The 21,655-nt window shown below is 37.1% G+C and carries 20 protein-coding genes, 1 tRNA gene and 1 pseudogene; 16 read left to right on the top strand and 6 right to left on the bottom strand.

Annotation, left to right across the window (positions count from 1 at the left end):
* Window positions 1–303: pseudogene (locus ACFING_RS07720) on the bottom strand (ABC transporter substrate-binding protein); the annotation flags it as partial.
* Window positions 304–1,395: 1,092 nt separating this feature from the next.
* Here ACFING_RS07720 and ACFING_RS07715 point away from each other — a divergent pair.
* The gene (locus ACFING_RS07715; RefSeq protein ID WP_375621636.1) at window positions 1,396–1,677 is read left to right on the top strand and encodes a DUF6460 domain-containing protein; all 282 of its coding nucleotides are present in this window, start codon (window positions 1,396–1,398) and stop codon (window positions 1,675–1,677) included.
* 22 nt (window positions 1,678–1,699) lie between these two features.
* Here the strand turns inward: ACFING_RS07715 and ACFING_RS07710 are convergent, their stop codons facing one another.
* The 3 genes from ACFING_RS07710 to ACFING_RS07700 all read right to left on the bottom strand — a co-directional run bounded on the left by ACFING_RS07710 (window position 1,700) and on the right by ACFING_RS07700 (window position 4,429).
* Window positions 1,700–2,509, bottom strand: a complete 810-nt coding sequence (locus ACFING_RS07710) for a TIGR02186 family protein (RefSeq protein ID WP_273790722.1) — start codon at window positions 2,507–2,509, stop codon at window positions 1,700–1,702.
* A 2-nt stretch (window positions 2,510–2,511) separates the two neighbouring features.
* Entirely contained in the window at window positions 2,512–3,432 is a 921-nt protein-coding gene (locus ACFING_RS07705; RefSeq protein WP_375630341.1) for a sulfite exporter TauE/SafE family protein, read from the bottom strand.
* 178 nt (window positions 3,433–3,610) lie between these two features.
* The gene (locus ACFING_RS07700) at window positions 3,611–4,429 is read right to left on the bottom strand and encodes a hypothetical protein (RefSeq protein ID WP_375630340.1); all 819 of its coding nucleotides are present in this window, start codon (window positions 4,427–4,429) and stop codon (window positions 3,611–3,613) included.
* A gap of 511 nt (window positions 4,430–4,940) precedes the next feature.
* Between ACFING_RS07700 and ACFING_RS07695 the strand changes: the two genes are divergently transcribed.
* Genes ACFING_RS07695 through ACFING_RS07685 form a run of 3 tightly spaced genes read left to right on the top strand, consistent with a single transcriptional unit; the run spans window position 4,941 to window position 8,327 of the window.
* Window positions 4,941–5,687 carry an electron transfer flavoprotein subunit beta/FixA family protein gene (locus ACFING_RS07695; protein ID WP_375621633.1) on the top strand — a complete coding sequence of 249 codons (747 nt, stop codon included), beginning with the start codon at window positions 4,941–4,943 and terminating at the stop codon, window positions 5,685–5,687.
* A gap of 51 nt (window positions 5,688–5,738) precedes the next feature.
* A complete protein-coding gene (locus tag ACFING_RS07690; protein WP_375630339.1) occupies window positions 5,739–6,659 on the top strand; it encodes an electron transfer flavoprotein subunit alpha/FixB family protein in 921 nt (306 codons plus the stop codon).
* A 3-nt stretch (window positions 6,660–6,662) separates the two neighbouring features.
* Entirely contained in the window at window positions 6,663–8,327 is a 1,665-nt protein-coding gene (locus ACFING_RS07685) for a 4Fe-4S dicluster domain-containing protein (RefSeq protein WP_375630337.1), read from the top strand.
* A 616-nt stretch (window positions 8,328–8,943) separates the two neighbouring features.
* On the opposite strand, the gene ACFING_RS07680 is transcribed toward ACFING_RS07685, so the two are convergent.
* A complete protein-coding gene (locus tag ACFING_RS07680; protein WP_375621630.1) occupies window positions 8,944–9,081 on the bottom strand; it encodes a hypothetical protein in 138 nt (45 codons plus the stop codon).
* A 1,313-nt stretch (window positions 9,082–10,394) separates the two neighbouring features.
* On the opposite strand from ACFING_RS07680, the gene rsmI reads away from it, so the two are divergent.
* The 4 genes from rsmI (at window position 10,395) to ACFING_RS07660 (ending at window position 12,853) form a co-directional block, all read left to right on the top strand.
* On the top strand, window positions 10,395–11,282 hold the full coding sequence (gene rsmI, locus ACFING_RS07675) for a 16S rRNA (cytidine(1402)-2'-O)-methyltransferase (RefSeq protein WP_375630335.1): 888 nt from the start codon (window positions 10,395–10,397) through the stop codon (window positions 11,280–11,282).
* 4 nt (window positions 11,283–11,286) lie between these two features.
* The gene (locus ACFING_RS07670) at window positions 11,287–11,655 is read left to right on the top strand and encodes a YraN family protein (protein WP_375630342.1); all 369 of its coding nucleotides are present in this window, start codon (window positions 11,287–11,289) and stop codon (window positions 11,653–11,655) included.
* A gap of 101 nt (window positions 11,656–11,756) precedes the next feature.
* Window positions 11,757–12,002 carry a hypothetical protein gene (locus tag ACFING_RS07665; protein WP_375612261.1) on the top strand — a complete coding sequence of 82 codons (246 nt, stop codon included), beginning with the start codon at window positions 11,757–11,759 and terminating at the stop codon, window positions 12,000–12,002.
* Between the two features lie 56 nt (window positions 12,003–12,058).
* On the top strand, window positions 12,059–12,853 hold the full coding sequence (locus tag ACFING_RS07660; RefSeq protein ID WP_375630334.1) for a pyrroline-5-carboxylate reductase: 795 nt from the start codon (window positions 12,059–12,061) through the stop codon (window positions 12,851–12,853).
* A 308-nt stretch (window positions 12,854–13,161) separates the two neighbouring features.
* Here ACFING_RS07660 and ACFING_RS07655 read toward each other — a convergent pair whose 3' ends face one another.
* The gene (locus ACFING_RS07655; RefSeq protein ID WP_375630333.1) at window positions 13,162–14,223 is read right to left on the bottom strand and encodes an Mrp/NBP35 family ATP-binding protein; all 1,062 of its coding nucleotides are present in this window, start codon (window positions 14,221–14,223) and stop codon (window positions 13,162–13,164) included.
* Between the two features lie 604 nt (window positions 14,224–14,827).
* Here ACFING_RS07655 and rpmH point away from each other — a divergent pair.
* The 8 genes from rpmH to ACFING_RS07615 all read left to right on the top strand — a co-directional run bounded on the left by rpmH (window position 14,828) and on the right by ACFING_RS07615 (window position 21,537).
* Window positions 14,828–14,962, top strand: a complete 135-nt coding sequence (gene rpmH / locus ACFING_RS07650) for a 50S ribosomal protein L34 (protein WP_005864709.1) — start codon at window positions 14,828–14,830, stop codon at window positions 14,960–14,962.
* Between the two features lie 117 nt (window positions 14,963–15,079).
* Window positions 15,080–15,472 carry a ribonuclease P protein component gene (rnpA, locus tag ACFING_RS07645; protein ID WP_375630332.1) on the top strand — a complete coding sequence of 131 codons (393 nt, stop codon included), beginning with the start codon at window positions 15,080–15,082 and terminating at the stop codon, window positions 15,470–15,472.
* Window positions 15,462–17,300 (top strand): membrane protein insertase YidC, encoded by a 1,839-nt coding sequence (gene yidC, locus ACFING_RS07640; RefSeq protein WP_375612256.1) that lies wholly within the window; start codon window positions 15,462–15,464, stop codon window positions 17,298–17,300. Before rnpA ends, yidC begins: the two co-directional genes overlap by 11 nt.
* Complete coding sequence (yihA, locus tag ACFING_RS07635) at window positions 17,297–17,941, top strand: ribosome biogenesis GTP-binding protein YihA/YsxC (RefSeq protein ID WP_375612255.1); 645 nt, start codon at window positions 17,297–17,299, stop codon at window positions 17,939–17,941. Before yidC ends, yihA begins: the two co-directional genes overlap by 4 nt.
* 139 nt (window positions 17,942–18,080) lie before the next feature.
* On the top strand, window positions 18,081–18,773 hold the full coding sequence (locus ACFING_RS07630; RefSeq protein WP_375612254.1) for a glutathione S-transferase family protein: 693 nt from the start codon (window positions 18,081–18,083) through the stop codon (window positions 18,771–18,773).
* Between the two features lie 1,103 nt (window positions 18,774–19,876).
* Window positions 19,877–20,689 carry a 4-hydroxy-tetrahydrodipicolinate reductase gene (gene dapB, locus ACFING_RS07625; protein ID WP_375621625.1) on the top strand — a complete coding sequence of 271 codons (813 nt, stop codon included), beginning with the start codon at window positions 19,877–19,879 and terminating at the stop codon, window positions 20,687–20,689.
* A 28-nt stretch (window positions 20,690–20,717) separates the two neighbouring features.
* Window positions 20,718–21,338: a 2,3-bisphosphoglycerate-dependent phosphoglycerate mutase gene (locus ACFING_RS07620; protein ID WP_375630331.1), complete on the top strand. Its 621-nt coding sequence runs from the start codon at window positions 20,718–20,720 to the stop codon at window positions 21,336–21,338.
* A gap of 114 nt (window positions 21,339–21,452) precedes the next feature.
* A tRNA-Leu gene (locus ACFING_RS07615) sits at window positions 21,453–21,537 on the top strand.
* Window positions 21,538–21,655 lie beyond the last annotated feature (118 nt).

The following is a 21,655-nucleotide window of genomic DNA, read 5'->3' as shown; positions in this document are numbered from 1 at the left end:
AGTAATCACCGTACTGTGATCATCACCTGAAACATCCCAATGTGTTGCTAAAGCGGGAACCATTTTAGCAGGATCATTTGTCGCAGTACTGACCAAATTATCACAAACATTGCGAACAATTTCACTTCCATAAACATCATTAAGTTGTGCGGGATCAAATGTACTAATTGCATCAAGATTCCAAGCCATCACAAGGGTATCAGCGGGTGTTTTTGCTGAAACTTGTTGTGCAACCATCGCCAATGCCATAAGAGCAGAAACAAGAGAGCTGCTATTTTGTAATATTTTTTTCTTCAAGTTCATAGACTTTTCCTTTTAAAGTTTACTATATAAATTTCCCACACAACAAGCACATGCTTAATAATAAGGTTAGATGATCCATAAGCGCCTCAAACAAAGTATTATTAAAACCTTCAAACAACACCACTTACCAACCACGGACTTCTACCCATGGCTATAAGCCAAGACAAACCAAAACATGCAACAACAAACACTCTGACATACAATGAATGCTCCCCCCATAACAGAGCCTATTCATGATGTCATAACGCCTACGATTGAAGACTATAAAACCACTATTTTCTCTCTTTTGTCGGGTAAGCTTGTCTCTTCTTTCCTCTCGCCTTTTTATGCCATCAAAAGACTCTTCTTTGTTAGCTTAAGCGCCTTAATAACAAAGAGCTCTACTAACAATTTGACATTTTAACAAAACAGGAAAATTCACCCATCAACCGACATGACCTCCTCCCCCTACAAGAGGAATTTTGAATTTTTCCATAATCCTCTGCCAAATAACAGCTTTTAAATTATATTTTATTTCTAAATAAAAGGAGCATAGGCTCCCCCTGATATTCCTTTACGCACCCACACATAACAAAACTTTTTTCCACATCGTATTTTTAATATCTTTGCTCCTTTAACAACACTCAATTCATTGCTTACATTTTTTCAGAAAAAAAGATCTTTTCAATGCACTAAGGTTGAAATATCTAAATATAATACCTATATAAGCACACCCTTATTAGAATAGATAGTCTTTTTTTAAGTAAACTGTCTTGAAATATTATTTCTATACACGACAATAATAAGTTCGTTACAAAATCTTCAATATACTAGAACTCTCACTCTGATAAGAAATGCTGAAACGTTATAAAATTTCTCTACAAATTCTCGAGACGAAAGGATATCCCTTCATTTAATAAAAGAAGCGCCATGAAAATATCGCAAAAAATGCAATAAAACATGTGTATATTTCAAAAACCAGCACCGTTAACCAGACTAAGGTGATAAACTCAAAAAGTAAGAAAAAATAAAAAAATGTTTTTCCTTTATGATAATAACATCGCTGTACCATGATAATACAATAAAAAACACGATCTTTGAAAGTATATTAAAATGAAGCGAAAAAAAAAATTATTAGATTCTTTTCATGCGTTTCTTGGAGGAAAATCACGCCGCGTTAGTCTAAAATTGCTTATCCTTTCATTCTTCATTGGTATCGTAATGAATTTTTTGGGATGGACACCTCGAAACCTCATACAAAAAATAGTCGATTTTTTTCAATCACTATGGGAAGCAGGATTTATAACGCTTACAAATTTCTTCCATATAACTATGACAGGAGCTATTGTTGTTGTGCCTATTTTTCTTATCTTACGAATTTTTCATAAAAAATAAAAGCCTTAACATTTTCCTTGCGTTAATCTTTTCGAAAAATCAAACGACACAAAAATCCTGTAGTAATAGCAATAATCACTGCAACAATACCGTATAAAAAACGATACTTGTGCGCTGCATAAAAAATTGTATAGGTGATATGTGCTTTAACAATTTCAAGAGTCGTTGTTGCACTATCAATAAACTGTCCATCACGAAAAAGATAAGCACGAACTTTATAATGTCCAACTGGGATATTTGCTGGCAAACGAAAATGCGCTGTGAAAAGTGTGTCAGAACCAAAACGAACCCCACCCACTTCCTCATAATAAAGGCTTTTAGCTTTTTGCAATTTTATAAGTTCATCGCGAAAGATTTGTATTTTTTTCTGATCTTGTTCATCCGTCTGCAATGGCAAATAGAGTAATCCTAACCCTAAGCGTTTATAATCTTCAATGCTCGTAATATCGTCAATTTCACGTGTTGTGACCATAGAGTAAAAAAGAGGAACCTTTTTAAAAATAAGAGAATCTGTATTGACCCATACACCGGCATTGCGTTTTTTTTCTCGCATCACCATTGTCCGATCTTGTCCCTCCAAGCTTACAACAATATCATAACGGTTCTGTCGAGAATATAACGGATCAATATTTTCTAAAACACCAGCAATATAAAGATCACGACCAGCAAAATTTGCATCCACAGTAATCGTATTCGTTGTTACAATAATTTGGACAGTTTCGTGGTCAACTTGATCAATGAATGTAGCTGGCGTCCCAACATGTGACCATGTAGAAAAAGAAATAAAACAAAAGCAACCTGTAATGATGTATAAAGAAAATAATCTACCCATTTTTATCTCATAAGAATATCCAGAGAGAAAAGATTATCAGGGCGTATAAATAATTGAAAAGCAAGACGCATACACACAATCAACACTAAAAATGCAAGTGCCATACGCAATTGTTCAGCCTTTAACTTCCGTCCAACCCGTGTTCCATATTGCGCACCAATACTTCCTCCAAGCATTAACAAAAAAGCCAAGACAATATCAACGGACTGATTAGTCATACTTTGCAAAACTGTCGTGAAAGAAGACACAAATGTAATCTGAAAAAGTGAAGTCCCAATCACCACACTGGTTGGAACACGCAGAAGATAAATCAATGCTGGGATCATAAAGAACCCCCCACCAATTCCCATAATAGAAGACAACAACCCCACGATGAGTCCAATCCCTAAAACTGGAATAATGCTAACATATATCATAGATGTCCGAAAACGCATTTTTAAGGGTAAGCGATGAATCCAGTTATGTCGACCAGCAAGACGAATATTGGCTTTTCCTGCCTTACGCTTGCGCATCATATCATACCAACTTTCAACGATCATCAAGCTTCCTACACTTCCAAGAAGAATCACATAAAGAAGCGAAATCATTAAATCTAATTGACCTAACTTTTTCAAAACAGAGAAAACCTGAATCCCGATTAAAGAACCAATCCCTCCTCCAAACGCCAAAAGAATACCAAGTTTAATATCGAGCGTACGTCTTCTAAAATGTGTAATTGCTCCTGTTACAGATGAAGCAATCATCTGGTTGGCACCTGTTCCAACAGCAATAGCAGGAGGAATATTATAAAAAATCAATAACGGCGTGATGAGAAACCCACCACCGATTCCAAAAAGTCCTGAAAAAAAACCAGCAACGACTCCCATACCAATCAAGATCAGCATATTGAGTGACATTTCAGCAATTGGTAAATAAATACTCACTTACAGAACCTTCAAGATAATTTGAGGTTTTTTTACAATTAGAGAATCCTTCTCCAATTATCCTCTTTTCCAATAATCTCTGTTGCGTGTTTAAAAGGATAATTTTAGTTGCTATAGCTTCCGCACAAACACGAATGCGCAATACATTTCACATCTATTAACGTCAACATCATAAAAATTAAAAAAAACGAGCTCCTTTTAAAAAGCTATAAAAACATAACGTTATCGCTACCACAAATGCAACGGTTAAAAAACAAAGAACACCTTTTTTTAGCAAATAAGATAAAAACGACACATGTTCCCGAGACTGCGTCCTTAAAGAAGAAAAATCATTCTCAATGCAATGATTAGATGCCTGAGCACCCATCATCCCCTTTTCTTTTATCACAGCATGCTTCACTACTCCCTCAACCTTTTTAAAAGCAGATTGCAGAGCATCACTGGGCAAAGGGCTTCTATTTTCTTGCTGCAACGTATTTTCAACATTTGTTTGGAGTGAAATTATGCTGTTTTCTTTCGAATAATTTTGCACCTTTTGAAGTAATAAGCGTTCTTGATTTCCCTCACATTCCATGTGAGCAAGTTTTTGTACAACAGAATCAGGTGATTTTGAACGAGACACCCGTCGTGTTACCGCTGCTTCTTCTAAGCTTTTTTTTTCACTCTGCAAACTTTGAACAATTGTTTTAATCTGCTCTAAAGACTGGAAAAGCTTTTTTTCTCTTTGACGACGTATATAATGTTCAGCCAAAATGGCCCGACTAATATCATCTAAGTAAGATTTAAAATGCTCTTCTACAGAACTCTGCTGCATTAAAGAACGAGGCGAATGCTTCATTTGCATTTGCGCATAAACGGTGCGTAATTTTTGAGCAATATCCGACATCGTTACTTCTACAGAAGTATCCATTCTCTCTTTCTGTTCAACAAAAGAAAAGACTTTATCGTTCCTAACCTGTTTGGTCGCTTGGTCGATCGTATGACCCTTCGTATTCACAAGCCTACCCCTCATTAACCTTTTTGAAAAGAATCGCAACAAATGATGAGAAAGTGTGCTCTATTTTAGTAAATAGAGCTTTAAGAACTCCCAAAAACTTTTTTGTTAGAAATATTTTCCCCAATCTTTATCTAAAATATTTGAAAGAAAGATCTTTAATTTTTCTGTCTTCAAGATTTGAAGAGCAAAATCATTCCCCCATTTTTATCTTTTTCACTTAATTTTTCATTGCATAAAGGACCTATTGCACCATCATAAATAAAGCATAAGAAACTAAAAAAGAATATTCTCACAAGACAGATTGATTTTTTTACTTTTTATTCAAGCAAATAAGGCAATTATGGCAATGCAAAAATATGAAGATTGAAAATAACGACGAGAAAGTACAAGTAAACATAAAAAAGCTTATACGAAAGAGAACACAAGTTATAAATTGAGACTTCATTCTAAACAATTTGGTTTCTTATGAGTATTGCTATAAACTTGTAACATACAAACAAAGAGGATCATTATGAAGATAATTGTCGCTGTCAAACGTGTTGTTGATTATAACATCAAGATACGCGTCAAACCGGATAGTACAGGCGTTGATCTGTCTCACGTAAAAATGTCTATGAATCCTTTTGATGAGATAGCCGTGGAGGAGGCCATTCGCCAAAAAGAATCCGGTAAAATTTCAGAAGTTCTTCTTGTTTCAATTGGCCCAGAAGCAGCTCAAGAAACTCTACGAACAGGACTTGCAATGGGAGCTGATCGCGCACTTCTTGTCACAACGGATCAAACACTTGAACCCTTAGCAATTGCTAAGATTCTCAAAACCATTGTTGATGAAGAAAAACCCGACATGGTCTTTTTAGGAAAACAAGCAATTGATGACGATAGCAACCAAACAGGACAAATGCTCGCTGCTCTTCTTGGGTGGGGACAAGCAACTTTTGCCTCACATCTTAACATAGAAAATGGGCATGCTACAGTCACTCGTGAAGTTGATAATGGAACACAAACCCTTTGTCTTCCCCTTCCCATGGTTATGACCGCCGATCTACGGCTCAATGAACCGCGTTACACCTCTCTCCCCAATATCATGAAAGCAAAAAAGAAAATCATTGAACAAAAATCTCTTACTGATCTTGGCGTCGATACGAAAGCACGCTTAACAATTTTAAGCGTTGAAGAGCCAAAACCCCGTCAATCCGGTATAAAAGTGGCAAATGTAGTAGAACTTGTCAGAGCCTTAAAACAGAAGAACTGCATTTAATATTCTCACCACTAGAGTAAAAGCAACACTCACATAAAAGGGCAAAAACTTATGGCAATTCTTTTATTGGCCGATCATAATACAGAAGAAACAGCAAAAGTACTCACCGCTGCACGCGTACTCAGTAATGATATCGATATTCTGGTTTGCGGAGAAAAAATTCAAACGATAGCGGAAAATAGTGCTAAACTTAATGGTGTGCGGCAAGTTCTTATTGCAAAAGCAGACTATTTAGCCCATCAACTTGCCGAGCCTATGGCAGATACAATTCTCATGTTAGCAAAGGATTATGATGTGATCATGGCAGCATCCAGCAGTACTGGGAAAAATGTGATGCCGCGCGTAGCAGCTCTTCTTGATCTTATGCAAATTTCAGATATTACCGCCATTCTTTCACCCAATACCTTCAAACGACCAATTTATGCAGGCAATGCATTTGAAACTGTACGCACCAATGATTATAAAAAGATTATAACAGTTCGCACCGCTTCTTTCACCCCAACGCCTTCCCAAAATAATTCTGCTCCCATTAAAACAATAACACCAGCTCCCAACCCAAATCTTTCTTCTTTCGTAAAAGCAGAGACAAACAAAAGTGATCGTCCTGAGCTCACCTCAGCACGTGTTATTATATCAGGCGGGCGTGGTCTTGGTTCTCAAAAGAAATTTATGGCCCTGCTTCTTCCTCTTGCAAACAAATTAAATGCTGCTTTAGGTGCCAGCCGCGCAGCAGTGGATGCAGGCTATGCTCCCAATGATTGGCAAATTGGACAAACAGGAAAAGTCGTTGCCCCTGAACTTTATATCGCCGTTGGCATTTCCGGTGCAATCCAGCATGTAGCCGGTATAATGGATGCACAAATTATTGTTGCCATTAATAAAGATGAAGAAGCTCCCATCATGCAAATTGCCGATTACACCCTTGTAGGTGATCTCCACCAAATTATTCCAGAATTGGAGAAAGCTTTATAAGCCATGAAAGCACTTCTGCATGACCAACGTGAAAGTATGGAGTTTGACATAGTCATTGTCGGAGCAGGACCAGCAGGGCTTTCTGCCGCAATTCGTTTTAAACAAATTAATCCTGAGCTTTCTGTCACAATTGTTGAAAAAGGGACCGAAGTTGGTGCACATATTCTCTCTGGCGCAGTTGTTGACCCCATTGGTATCGATACACTCTTACCAGAATGGCGAAATGATAACGACCATCCCTTTACAACCCCTGTCACACAGGACCAATTTTTTTTTCTAAAGCCTCAAAAGTCCACAGTATTTCCCAATATTTTGCACCCTAAAATCTTATCAAATAACGGATGTTATATCGTTTCGCTTGGGAGCGTCTGCCGCTGGCTAAGCAAAAAAGCTGAAGCGTTGGGTGTTGAAATCTATCCTGGTTTTGCAGCAACAGAACCCATCATCCAAAAAGATAACGGAGCTATCATTGGTGTTCTCACCGGTGATATGGGGCTTAACAAAGATGGAACCCCTGGAAAAAATTATATGCCTGGGATGGCTTTATTAGCAAAATATACTCTGATTGCGGAAGGAGCACGCGGCTCAATTGCAAAACAACTGATACAACATTTTAATCTTAGCAAAAATCGAGAACCACAAAAATTTGGTCTTGGTCTCAAGGAGCTCTGGGAAATTGCCCCCAACAAACACCAACGCGGTTTAGTACAACATTTCACTGGTTGGCCCCTAGACAATAATACCGGTGGCGGTGGCTTTATTTATCACCAAGAAAACAATATCATTTCTGTCGGTTTTGTTGTGCACTTAGATTACAAAAATCCTTATCTTTCTCCCTTTGAAGAATTTCAACGTTTTAAAACACATCCAAAACTCTATAAAATCTTTAAAGGCGCAAAACGTCTTTCCTATGGTGCACGTGTTATCAGCGAAGGAGGTTGGCAATCTGTACCAAAACTCACCTTTCCTGGTGGGGCGCTTATTGGCTGCTCTGCTGGATTTGTCAATGTTCCTCGTATCAAAGGATCACACAATGCCATCTTATCTGGCATATTAGCTGCCGATAGAATTGCTACCGCTCTCGCACAAGGGCGTGCCCATGATGAGGTTAAAGAAATCGAAGAACAGTGGCGAAAAGGGCTCATTGGCAAAGATCTTTATAAAGTGCGAAATGCCAAACCGCTCTGGGCAAAATATGGGACAAAATATGGAATTAAACTTGCTGGTTTTGATATGTGGTGGCAACAACTGTTCGGATTTTCCTTATTTAAAACACTCTCCCACGGAAAGGAAGATTATGCATGCCTTGAACCAGCAGAAAAATTTCAACCCATTTCTTACCCAAAACCAGATGGCGTTGTAACCTTTGATCGCCTTTCAAGTGTTGCCCTTTCCAATACGCATCATGAAGAAAATCAACCTTGTCATTTAAAAATAGCCTCATTAAAAAAGCAAAAGGACTCTGAATATGCAATCTATGGAGGACCCTCTACACGCTATTGCCCCGCCGCTGTCTACGAGTGGCTAGAGGATAATGATCATCTGACTTATATGATAAACGCTTCAAATTGCATACATTGTAAAACATGCGATATCAAAGATCCAAACCAAAATATCACTTGGATCTGTCCGCAAGGCAATGAGGGCCCCTTCTATCCCAATATGTAATTCCCCAATGTATAATCATTGTTCATTTTCCTAAAATTGAAATATACAAAACGCAATGGATAAAAATATTTCCCTCAGATCAGAAATCTATCAATCACCTTCCTGCATACGTTCTTTCACAATGTAAAAAGAACTCTATTCTCATATAAAATACTCTCTTCACCGCATGAATTTTTTCAATAGAAAAACATAACATATTTTTATCAAAATTTTTTTATTTAAATGACAAAACAATAATAAATATATTCTTGACAATTCTGCGATAAAGGAACAGTCGCGGTTCTCGAAAACCTGAAGGAAAATAAGCCCGTTCTACTTTATCCCCTCTCCCATATGATCCAAAATGCTTTTAGCCCTCTCATAAGAAACATCAATCGTTTTAACTAGCCAAGAGCCCCCTGAAGATGCGCTTCACATTTATTTTTTCTCCTACACTTTGCCAAGTAATGCTCACTCAAGAAAACCACGAATGAATGTAGAAAAAACATCGTGAGATAAAGAGATAAAGAGCATGCTCGTTCAAGCCCTTTATAATGTTTCTACTGATAATGACACGAAAAAATCTTTAATCTCACATTAACCTTTTATTTTTGCATTAAAGATAATCGCCTTGCATCTAACCTTTACCAATATACTGCCCTTTACCAATATACTGCAATGAATGTGTACAAATACCGTAAAAATAAGCAGATGCCAAGCCATGGAGACTATCGCTATTAGCAAAACACCTGATAAAAAACAAAATAGCTTTCATGACCACTCTATGACGCGTTTTATAGAGTTGTTTTTTTATAAAGCTTGTGCTTTCGCTATTGCTTGTAAATCAACATCCAAATTGAACACAAGTGGTATATTTAAAAGAAAGATTAAGGTGAATGAAAGCTCTGCACGCCGTTCCAGCTTTTGTAGCTAGAGCAAAAATATTGCATATTCTATTTGGGTAATCTCTGAAACGAAAATACAGCTTCATTTAGCAAGAACATCAAATCTGAAAGGAAAAAACTGTTTTCCTCTTTACTATCATCTGTCCATTCGGTTTTAAAACTTTCAAAAGCATCACAATATCCTCTAAAAAGAAGAGATAACGTATTGTCCCCGCTTTTATTACTTACGTTTTTTTATGGGAGCATATCCTTCAGAAAAAATAAGGTATCCAAAATTAAAGCAGACTTGTGTTGTTCAGTCATGGGCTTGTTTTTAAGAGATAGCTCTCATATCAAACAATAATTTTGCGACACTATTCGAAAAAGGTATAACGCAATCCTGTGAACGAACAGTTCCATATTTATGAAATAAAAAGTACAAGCTAACAGCATTATTTTCTCTGCGATCTCCAATGAGGCGATAATCTTTGTTTTAAGGAGGTTTCAAGATGCACAAAAATGATTTTGATTAATTGACTATAAGAAGAGCTGAGATAATGTTACGATATTTAAAGCTCCTAATTAATAGGCAAAATAATAAATTTTCCATTATAAATCAAATCTTTAAGATAAAATTTAGCCTTAAACTTTTCTAAGGTACTCATTATACTGTTAAAGCTGTAGAGAATATGAAAAAATAAAGTATTTTGCTGATAAGAGCTTATATTTGATCAATAACAATACAGTCAGCTGCCAGTTAACTGTATGTGTTTCAAAAGGGGCTGTTTACATTTGCTCAGAAAAACAGTTTGGATATCAATAGATATATTTGAAAAATCGGCGTTATGGAAATAATCTAAAAAGCTTAGCTTTTCAAAGAGCACAAAGAAGCATGAGATTATAACATGAGTAAAGTTGTTTTTTGGTTCTCGAAGGAAAAACTTTATAGAAAATCATGGAGCTGATAGAATATTGGTTACATTTGGAATTTGTTTTACTGGAAAAAATAACGCGGATCAAAATAGATAATAATGTTAAATTAAGACGTTAAATATGAAATTATCTTATTGTAGTGTAATTGATTATTCGAGTAAGGTAAGCCTTTGTAATGATAAAAAATGTGCTGGTAAAAAATGAGCCAAAATGGCTTATGAGTATGGATAAAAATCTTGTGGTGAGGAGAATTTAATGAAAAGAAAAGAGCATGTGTGAAAAAGCATATTTTATAGGTGCGCATGCTTATTCTGCACCCGTTATAGAATCAGGGCTTTATCTTGTGGCAACACCTATCGGAAATCTTGCAGATATTACGCTTCGTGCTTTGCAAGTGCTTGCAGGAATTGATATTTTAGCGTGTGAGGATACGCGAGTAACACGTGTTTTGTTGGAACGTTACGGCATTCAAAAAAAACCTTTTCTCTATCATGAATATAATGCGCAAAAAGCGGGTCCGAAGCTCTTAGCGGCTTTAGCAGAAAACAAAACAGTAGCACTTGTTTCAGATGCCGGAACACCACTTATTTCTGATCCTGGATTTCGATTGGTAGAAGAGGCCCGTAAAGCTGGTCATAAAATTATTCCTATTCCTGGAGCATCCGCTCTTTTAGCCGCTCTTATACCGACAGGGCTTCCTACGGATAGCTTTTTTTTTGCAGGTTTTTTGAGTGCACGAAAGCTACAGCGCCGAAAACGGTTGGAACAATTAAAAGAGATTCCAGCAACTTTGATTTTTTATGAATCACCGCATCGTCTTGTTGAAACTTTACAGGATATGGTCACACTTTTTTCGGCTAATCGACCTGCTGCCATTTGTCGTGAATTAACAAAAAAGTTTGAAACAGTAGATGTTTCCAATTTGGGAAATTTGTTAGAAAATTACAGAAAACAAGCACATATTCGTGGGGAAATTGTTGTACTTGTTGGAGAATCATCTTCTTCTTTAAATGTGATAAGTGATCAAGAAATTGATGAAATGCTATTAGAACGCGCACGGACACATTCTGCTGCTCAAGCGGCAGCTTTTGTTGCAAAAAAAACCGGTTTAAAAAAGCAAGAACTTTTTCAGCGATTAATCTTTTTAAAAAATGCGTAAAATAATACAAAAAAAACGCAGACAAAAGTCTTTTTATCGAGGGATTCGTGCAGAAAAATTGGCAGCTTGGTGGCTACGTTGCAAAGGGTTTCACATTGCCGAAAGGCGTTTTAAAACAAAATGTGGAGAAATTGATTTAATTGCACGACGCGGAAATCTTGTGTTAATCGTTGAAGTTAAAGCACGTTCAACGTTGGCTGAAGCAATGGAAGCGGTTTCCCGAATGAATGAAAAGCGAATTGAGGCAGCTGCCAATATTTGGCTCGCACGGCAAAAAGATTATGCCCTTTTGTCTGTACGCTTTGATTTAATTGCAATTTTACCTTGGCGTTGGCCACAGCATATCCCTGCATTTTTTACATCTGATCAATAAAAGGCCTCCCCGTTTTAACCATATTCAATAAAAAACATTTCGTTTTTATGTGCATATGCGTTAAAAAGTGTGTAATAATTGAGCGCTATAAGGAGCGAAATATGGATGATTATGAAAAGTTTGCAACAGGTTTGCTCATCATTTTTGGAGCGCTAATTATTGGTGGGTTAATGGCAATGCATATTGTGCTTATGAATAAACCAGGTTTTTTATTTGCATTAGCCGCAGCTGTTGTTGGTTGGTTTTCTGCTTTTGCCGTTCTCTTTGACAAGCCCAAAATCTATTTGGTTTTGATTATTCTTGCTATGTTATGTGTTGCTTCTTCAATTAGCGTTTATGTTAGTTAAAACACCTGAGATGTTGATTGAAATTCCTTTTAAAATATGAAACTGAGAAATAGATAATGAGACTTGGCTTTTTGGGAACGGGTACAATCAGTGCTTCAATGGTGAATGGCTTAATGACAAGCAACTTTGATGTTTCTTCCATTGTTGTTTCGCCTCGCAATGCACAAACAGCAAAGCGCCTTTCACGTACTTATGATAAAGTTATGATTGCTGAAAATAACCAAGCGTTGCTCGATGTTAGTGATTGTGTTTTTCTTTGCTTGCCCAACCAAATTGCAGAAGACGTTTTGTGCTCTCTTCGTTTTCGTCCAGAACAGCTGATTATTTCCGTACTTGCTATGGTAAAAGCAGCAGAAATAGAAGAGTGGATTAATCATAAAGTTTATCGTGCTGTTCCATTACCTTTTGTTGCAGAATGCAAAAATTTGACACCAATCTATCCCAATCATCCCTTTTTACGCACTTTATTTGATGCATTGGGGGGCACATTGGTGCTGGATAAGGAAGAGCAGTTTAATCTTTTTATGACAGCTGGTTCACTTATGGGAGTATATTTTAATTTTATAGAAACTGCCCATCAATGGTTTATAACACAAGGGTTAAAAAAACAACAATCAGCAGAATTCCTTACCATGATGTTTGGAAATCTTACAGATGAAATGCGTAAAACTATAGCAACGGATCGTTCTGTATCTCTCGATTTTTCACTGCTTGAAAAAGAGTTTTCAACAAAGGGTGGAACAAATGAATTTTTGTCAAATTACTTTTCTCAACAAGGGGGAAGGAATGCTTTAACAATGGCTCTTGAAGCTACTTTGCAAAAAATGAATGCTTCTAAAAAGAAATTTTAAGATTTATATCAAGAAAACTCGTATCAAAAAATGATTTTTAAAATATTTTTTACAACCTTTTACAATTTTTCTAAATTATTTTTATTTTCGGTCTTCTTCTTTTTGCCTCAAGTCCAATATTTTTTCTACCTCACGGCTCTAGCTCTTCAATTTTGTTCCCCTTCAGGTTATCCAAACGCATGAATAATTTTTTGTTTATTTAACCTATATATTCCATTCACACATTAAAACTTCCTCTTACAAAGAAGCGACTATTTTTATGTCTTTCATGATTGTGTTTTAATAAACTCTCTTAAACACCCCCCCATTCAAAAGAGTTGATTTTTTATTTGATCAACAATTTTACGATATAGTTTAGCATGCTCTTCACTAGACTTAGCAACAAAAATAGGGATTCCCTCATCTGAAGAAAATCTTAAAGCTGCATCAAGCGGTATTTCCGCTAAGAAAGGGACTTCTCGACGTTCTGCTTCTGCCCGTGCACCACCATAGCCAAAAATATCATAGCGTTTTCCCGTATCAGGAGCGATAAAATAACTCATATTCTCAATGAGTCCTAGAATAGGAACATTAACTTTCATGAACATTTCTATTGCTTTACGCGCATCCACTAAAGCAAGATCTTGGGGCGTAGAAACAACCAACGCACCTGTTAATTGTACCTGTTGGGCAAGCGTTAATTGTGCATCCCCTGTACCGGGCGGCATATCAACGACTAAAACGTCCAAAGGGCCCCATACAACATCTCGTAACAATTGCGTTACAGCTGCCATAACCATAGGACCGCGCCAGACCACCGGCTTTTCTTCCTCCACCAAAAATCCCATCGACATCAATTTCAGTCCAAATTTTTCAAGAGGTTGAAGCTTTTTTTCTCCAATAAGCTGTGGTTTTTGATTAACAAGTCCTGTCAAACGTGGCAACGAAGGACCATAAATATCAGCATCCATCACCCCCGTCTTGAAACCAGAATCTTGTAAAGCTAAGGCGATATTTATTGCCATCGTAGATTTCCCGACCCCTCCTTTTCCAGAAGCAACAGCAATCACATGCCTCACACCTTCTATGGGCATTTTGATCGGTAAGAGATTGGCTCTCCGACTAGGTGCTGTCTTTGTTATTTTTTCTGCTGTAAGTGTAACAACAGCAGATTTCACTCCCTCCAAAGCACATACCACCTTTTCAGCAGAACGACGCAATGATTCCCATTTTTGCACACCTCCATCAGGAACTGTAATGGAAAAGAAAACCTTACCATCAGCAATCAATATTTCTGAAAGAAGACCCAACGACACAATATCGCTTTCAAGATCTGGTCCTTTGATTGTACGTAATACGTTGCGGACAGCCTCACTTGTGATAAGATCCATGTTCTTTCCTCTCTATAAAAATACTAGCAAATATAAGCATAAGAACGAAAAATACTTACAAGGTTCATCACCTGATAATTTTGTTCATCACTTGATAATTTTCTACTTTACTCAGCATTATAAAGTATACATCTCTTATCTCTTTAAAAATATGAAACCATCCTTAAAATAAAGAAGCTCAAACATAAAATCTGCTATAAAATCCTATCAATCACGTTTGTGTTACAACCACTTTAATGAATATTCTGATAAAAATTTTGTAAAAATAAAAACTGAAAAAAACTCTTAATCTTAAAGGATATTTTAAATTGAGCATAGCAGTAATTAGTCACACCTTCTTTAATTATTTAAGGCCCTAGCCATTTATGTTCTGTAGATTCAATCGTTATTTTCTAACACTCCTACAGTATTGTAAAAAGCGTTACAGATAGTTATAAGGTGTTTTGTATTCTTTCAAGAGAGAGAAAAACAATCTAAGATTGACTTTTTTTATATTTTTCCTTATGGGTTAACAGCCATATGATAGGATAAAATTGTTTATCTCGCGCATAACTACTCATAAAACGAAGATTAAGAAGGGCCGCACTCCGCGGTATTTAAATAAATGAAACGTACTTACCAACCCTCTAAACTTGTCCGTAAACGCCGCCATGGGTTTCGTGCACGCATGGCCACAGCAGGAGGACGTAAAGTTATTGCTGCAAGACGTGCTCGTGGACGTAAGCGGCTTTCTGCTTAACCATTTAAATTTTCACAACCGTTGAGGATTGCTCATCGTTTCTTCGTTGTGAAACTTTTATTATGAACCTACAATGTCTGCTTGCAGGCATTTAATGAAATTGCGAAATATTCTTTTATGAAGAAAAAACATCCCTGCCGTATTCGCAAAAGAGCAGACTTTTTGGCTGTCCGTACAGGAGAAAAACGACGTGGTCCTTTATTTTTGCTCGAAGTTAAATCTCGTGAACAAACAACAGAAAGAAAAAATTCTCTTTTTGCACGTGTAGGCTTCACTGTTACCCGTAAAAACGGTAACGCTGTGAAACGTAATCGTATCAAAAGGCGCTTGCGTGAGGCCGTAAGAGTTGGTGTAACAAACCACATGGAAGCAGGAACAGACTATGTCATTGTAGCGTACCGTGATGTGTTACATGCACCTTTTACATCCTTGATTAGTGAATTAAATCGGCGAATAAAACCAAAAATTAAACATCAGCAACAACAACAAGGGTGTACGGATGGAATATAATCGCAATTTCTTTATCGCTATTGGCTTATCTTTCGTAGTGCTCATCGCATGGCAATTTCTTCATGTTGCTCCCAAACAAGCAAAGTTACAAAAACAACAAGTCATCGCACAGCAATTGTCAAAACAACAATCAGCCCTTTCTACTACCACGACAGATTTTTCTGATGATACCTCAACGTATCAAGCTACATCTATCATCGAACAGCCCATGACACCTGAAATCCGGAAAGCTGTATTGGACAAAACAGAGCGTATTGCGATCAAAACCAATGAACTGGAAGGCTCTATTAATCTTGTTGGTGCACAATTTGATGATCTTCACCTCAAAAAATATCGTTTAACAGTCGATAAAAAATCACCGGAAATCGATTTGCTAAATCCTAAAGGTTTCAAAACAACCTACCTTGCTGAATTTGGTTTTGCAAGTGCGTCTTTGCCAGCAAAAGCCTTGCCACAATCGGATACAAAATGGCAAATAGAGGGAAACAATACAATCCTGACTCCTTCAACACCCATCACTTTAATTTATAATAATGGACAGGGACAAATCTTCCGGCGGACCCTTTCTGTTGATAATCATTTCATGTTTACCATTGAGGATTCTATCAGCAATGAAAGTGATCAACCAATACATCTCTCGTCCTATGCCCGCGTTGCACGTGCTGCACCACCAGAACATACAAATGCAACCTATTTACTTCATGAAGGTATGATAGGTATTGCAGGAGATTCGCTCAAAACTGAAAAATATAAAACCTTAGCAGAGCTTGACCCAAATCCTGATAATGGGCAAAAAAGCATGACTTTTTCCAAAGTAACAGGAGGTTGGATTGGTATTACCGATAAATATTGGGCTGTAGCAGTTATTCCCCCGCAAAATAAAGAATATACAAGCCGTTTTATTTATTTTGATCGTTTGCAAACGCATTATCAGTCTGACTTGCTAGGGTCGCTTTTAACGATTGCCCCAAATGAAACAAAAACTGTTACAAATCGTCTTTTTGCTGGTGCAAAACAAGTTGAAATTATTAATAATTATCAAAATGACCTAAAAATAAAAAAGTTTGCTCTTTTAATTGATTGGGGCTGGTTTGATTTCATCACCAAACCAATGTTTTCCCTCATTGATATTCTTTATAAACAAACAGGGAATTTTGGTATCGCCATCCTTCTTGTCACAGTTCTCTTAAAAACTCTTCTTTTCCCTCTAGCCAATAAATCTTATAAATCTATGGCACGCATGAAGCTTTTACAACCGCGGTTGCTAGAAATAAAAGAAAAGTATCCCGATGACCAAACCAAACAACAAAAGGCAATAATAGATCTATATAAAACCGAAAAAATAAATCCCCTTGCAGGCTGTTGGCCAATGTTGGTTCAATTCCCAATATTCTTTGCTCTTTATAAAGTTCTCTATATCACTATTGAAATGCGCCATGCCCCTTTCTTTGGCTGGATTAAAGATTTAGCGGCACCCGATCCAACTTCTCTTTTTAACTTGTTTGGTCTCTTGCCATATACAACGCCAACATTTCTTATGATTGGTGCATGGCCTTTGATTATGGGAATAACGATGTTTTTACAAATGCGTATGAATCCTGCTCCTCAAGACCAAACCCAAGCGATGATATTCACATGGATGCCTGTTGTCTTTACTTTTATGCTCGCCTCTTTCCCTGTTGGTCTCGTCATCTATTGGGCATGGAACAATATATTATCAATCATTCAGCAAGGTATCATGATGAAGCGCCAAGGAGTTAAAATTGAGCTTTTTGATAATCTGAAAGCCATCTGGAGAAGATCACCCAAAAAAGAAGTGCATGAATGACAAGAGATTCTTCCCTTTCTGGAATTTTTTCTCGCAATTGGATTTTTATTCGTGGTGTACCAGAAATACGCTTTCTCCCCCCTGAAGGACCACCAGAAATTGCATTTGCAGGTCGTTCCAATGTTGGAAAATCATCTTTAATCAACGCACTCGTCCAACAAAAAAGCTTAGCACGTACCTCAAATACACCAGGACGGACTCAAGAGCTTAATTATTTTGTCCCCGATGGATTCAGTGGGCAACTAGGAGACCTTCCCCCTCTAGCATTAGTAGATATGCCTGGTTATGGTTTTGCTGCTGCTCCTAAAAATCTTGTTGATGCGTGGACAAATTTGATTTTTAGCTATTTACGGGGGCGCACAACGTTAAAACGTGTATATATCTTGATTGATTCACGGCACGGAATCAAAAATAATGATGAAGATGTTCTTGCTCTCCTTGATAAAGCAGCTGTTTCTTATCACATTGTTTTGACAAAAAGCGATAAAATCAAATCAAATGCTTTGGAAAAATTAATTATGAGCACACAAACAAAGCTTCTTAAACGCCCAGCAGCTTATCCTGAGCTTCTTGTAACCTCTTCAGAAAAAGCTATCGGTTTAGAAGAATTACGTGCTGCCATTTTGCAAACCATCGCATAAGAGAACAATTCCTAGTCATTAACAATTTATTAATTATAATTACTAGCAACTACTAATGATCTTGTACTTCTAGTCAAGCATCTTTATAAAAATGATTACTTGAAAGAATTCTCTTCAACTCTATTTGATAGTGTAAATTATGCTGACACTTTTTCACTCTCCCCTATCCTCTGCCTCGCGCTTCATACGCCTCATTCTTGGGGAATATGGTGTAACCACTCAACTGATTGAAGAATATGAATGGGCAAGAAGACACGAATTTCTAGCCCTCAATCCCGCTGGTCATGTTCCTGTTTTTCTCGATGAACACGAGGTTCCATTATCAGGTCCTCTTGTTATCTGCGAATATTTAGACGAAACACATGGAAGTTTACGACAAGAAAATAAGCTCTTTCCAGAAAATCCTTTAGATCGTGCGGAAGTACGCCGTCTCAATGACTGGTTCTTAAATAAATTCGAAAATGAAGCAACGCGCCATATCGTACGAGAACGAATCCATAAACGTGAAATGCCACTTGCCATTGGCGGTGGTGCTCCTAATTCACAAATTTTACGCAATGCACGTGCCAATATTTTACCACATATGAACTATCTCAATTGGCTCTGTGCCTCTCGCGATAGCTTAGTCGGTTCTGCCTTGTCCTATGCAGATCTAGCAGCAGCAGCCTCTATTTCTGTACTTGACTTTCTAGGGGAAATTGACTGGGAACAATCTCCTGCTGCCAAAGACTGGTATATGAGAATTAAATCACGCCCTTCTTTTCGTTCTCTTTTAACAGATCGCGTCCGCGGAATTGTTGCAAGTGCTCACTATGCAGATCTTGATTTCTAGCCTTCTCTCACAAACAAAAATAAAAGTGATATTTTATCTAAAGGATATTTATAGGTTTATGAATTTTTATGCATGCGTATAAACAATATAATAATATATTGATTTATGATCGTATTAAACAGAGAATAAAACCCATTATAATTGAATCACAAAAATCACTTTCTTATCGTGTCACAAAAAAGATCAGCACAGGGATAAAAAATACTTAAGAAAGGATTTTAAAGACTCTCTTTAAATACAAGAGCTGTAGCATCATTAGAAGCTAGGCAAATAAAATAACAATACTTAACGCATGTTATACTCCATTCTCCCCAATATATGAAAAAACGCATTGCATAATATATATCCTATTTTCTCTATAATAAACAAAGCCTCATCATGCGTTTTTACAACATAATAATTTTTTCAACTGACTTTCCTAAAAGATGAAGAATCCGCCCAACTCTCGTGTGTAAACAATCCAACTTCTTGTTAGCCCTTGCCCCCCTTTTACGTGATTTTATTTATGGATAACGTATTGATATACAATGATAAATAATCGTTTTCTTATGCGTCACAAATGGAATTGATGAGTGAAAATGACTAAGTTAAAACATTAAAGGCTAACAAAACGTATGATAATGTTGATTTGCTCTATTTATGAAGCATAAAGATAGTGGCGCAGAATAGATTTTATATTATTCATGGATATTCTCTCGTGATACCACTCACGAGCACTATCATAAAATAAGTTTAGAAGAATTGATAAATATTTCTTTAAGAAAAGCGCATGAATTGACAACATAGGTCTATTTTGTTTGAGAGATCTTATTTTGCATGAAGAACGCTCCCCTTTAAAGAACGAAAAAAAAGCGTAAAGTAATGCACAATCTTCATAAGGTTTCATAAGCAAACCTTACTTAAGAATATTCATCTCACACTCTAACGAAAAACATCTCTATTTAAATTTGTAGATCTTATATCACTTGCTCTAAACAACAGTGTTTTACAGCACAACAAGATAAATTAAAGAAGGAAAAAAATTTCTATAAAGAAAAAGAACCATTGGAAAGAAGGCAAGAATTTGCCTATACTGCACAGTAAAGTATCATAAGGAGATAAAAATGCGCCTTACAGTTGTTGGTGCAAATGGAAGAATGGGACGTGAACTCATTACAGCAATCCAGCAGAGGAAAGATGTAGAGCTTTGTGCTGTTCTTGTACGTAAAGGCTCACCGTTTGTAGGAAAAGATGCCAGTGCCTTAATTGGTTCAGATTCTCTTGGGATTAGTATCACTGACAATCCCGAAAATGCCTTTTCTAATACAGAAGGTATTTTAGATTTTTCACAACCAGAAGCCAGTATTCTTTATGCTAACTACGCTGCTCAAAAAAGCCTTGTCCATATTATTGGCACCACAGGATTTAGCAAAACAGAAGAAGAAAAAATTGCAGATTTTGCGAAATATACAACAATTGTCAAATCCGGAAATATGAGCCTTGGAATAAATCTTTTAGCCAACCTTGTAAAGAAAGCCGCTAAAGCATTAGAAGCCGATGATTTTGATATCGAAGTTTATGAAATGCATCACGCTAACAAAGTTGATGCTCCTTCTGGAACAGCCCTTCTTCTTGGCCAAGCAGCAGCTGAAGGCCGCAATGTTATGCTTAAAAATGTGTGTGTCAACGAACGCAATGGTCATATAGGTAAACGCAAAAAAGGCGCCATTGGCTTTTCCTGTTCACGTGGTGGGACAGTTGTTGGAGAACACAGTGTCATTTTTGCTGGTTCCAATGAGCGCATTGTTCTTTCACATACAGCGCAAGAACGCTCTATCTTTGCCAATGGCGCATTAAAAGCAGCTTTATGGGCACAAAATCATGAAAGCGGTCTTTATTCAATGTTCGATGTTTTGGGATTGAACGATGAATTTTAAACAATCAATAGAATAGAGGCAATTTATAATGGGACGCATACTTACACTAATTCGTCATGGACAAAGTGAATGGAATCTCAAAAACCTTTTTACCGGTTGGAAAGATCCCGATTTAACAGAAAAAGGTCATGCAGAAGCGATAGCAGCAGGAAAAAAACTGAAAGAATATGGTTTGAGGTTTGATATCGCTTATACATCTGCCTTACAGCGAGCTCAAAAAACCGCTCAGCACATTTTAGAGCAAATGGGACAATCAGATTTAGAAGTGATAAAAAATCCCGCATTAAATGAACGTAATTATGGTGATCTTTCTGGTTTAAATAAAGATGAAGTACGCCAACAATGGGGGCAGGAGAAAGTGCAAATGTGGCGCCGCTCCTATACGATTGCGCCGCCGAATGGAGAAAGCCTACGCGATACCGGTGCACGCATCTGGCCTTATTATCTTTACCATATCCAGCCTTATATTTTGCGCTCCCAAACTGTTTTGATCGCAGCACATGGAAATTCTCTTCGTGCTCTTATTATGGCGCTTGAAGGTCTCTCCGGTGAGGAAATTATATCTCAAGAATTAGCGACCGGCATTCCTATTATTTACACATTTAATCCGGATTCAACAATTTTATCAAAGACAGTCCTCACACCTTAAACTTCTAAAATCATGATCTCCCTCAAAAGTTCAATGCTATCGTTTTAAGCTGAAAAAATAAATTCTATAATTTTATTGACAGAGTTGCTTCATACGCTTAGATGAATTTTATAAGCCCAGATGGCGGAATTGGTAGACGCGCAGGTTTCAGGTACCTGTGCCGTAAGGCGTGGAGGTTCGAATCCTCTTTTGGGCACCATGTTCTTTTTTATCCAAAATAATTTATTGATTTTCCATATATTTTTTACAGTGAGGGACGCGTAAATAAAAGTTAGGGAATAGGATTTTGCAACACGTCTCTTAATGATTGCGAATCA

The organism is Bartonella sp. AP150HLJHH, assembly GCF_042196385.1.
In the GTDB taxonomy this organism is placed as follows: domain Bacteria; phylum Pseudomonadota; class Alphaproteobacteria; order Rhizobiales; family Rhizobiaceae; genus Bartonella.
The sequence above is the reverse complement of the archived record's forward strand: the minus strand, read 5'-3'. Positions and strand labels throughout refer to the sequence as shown.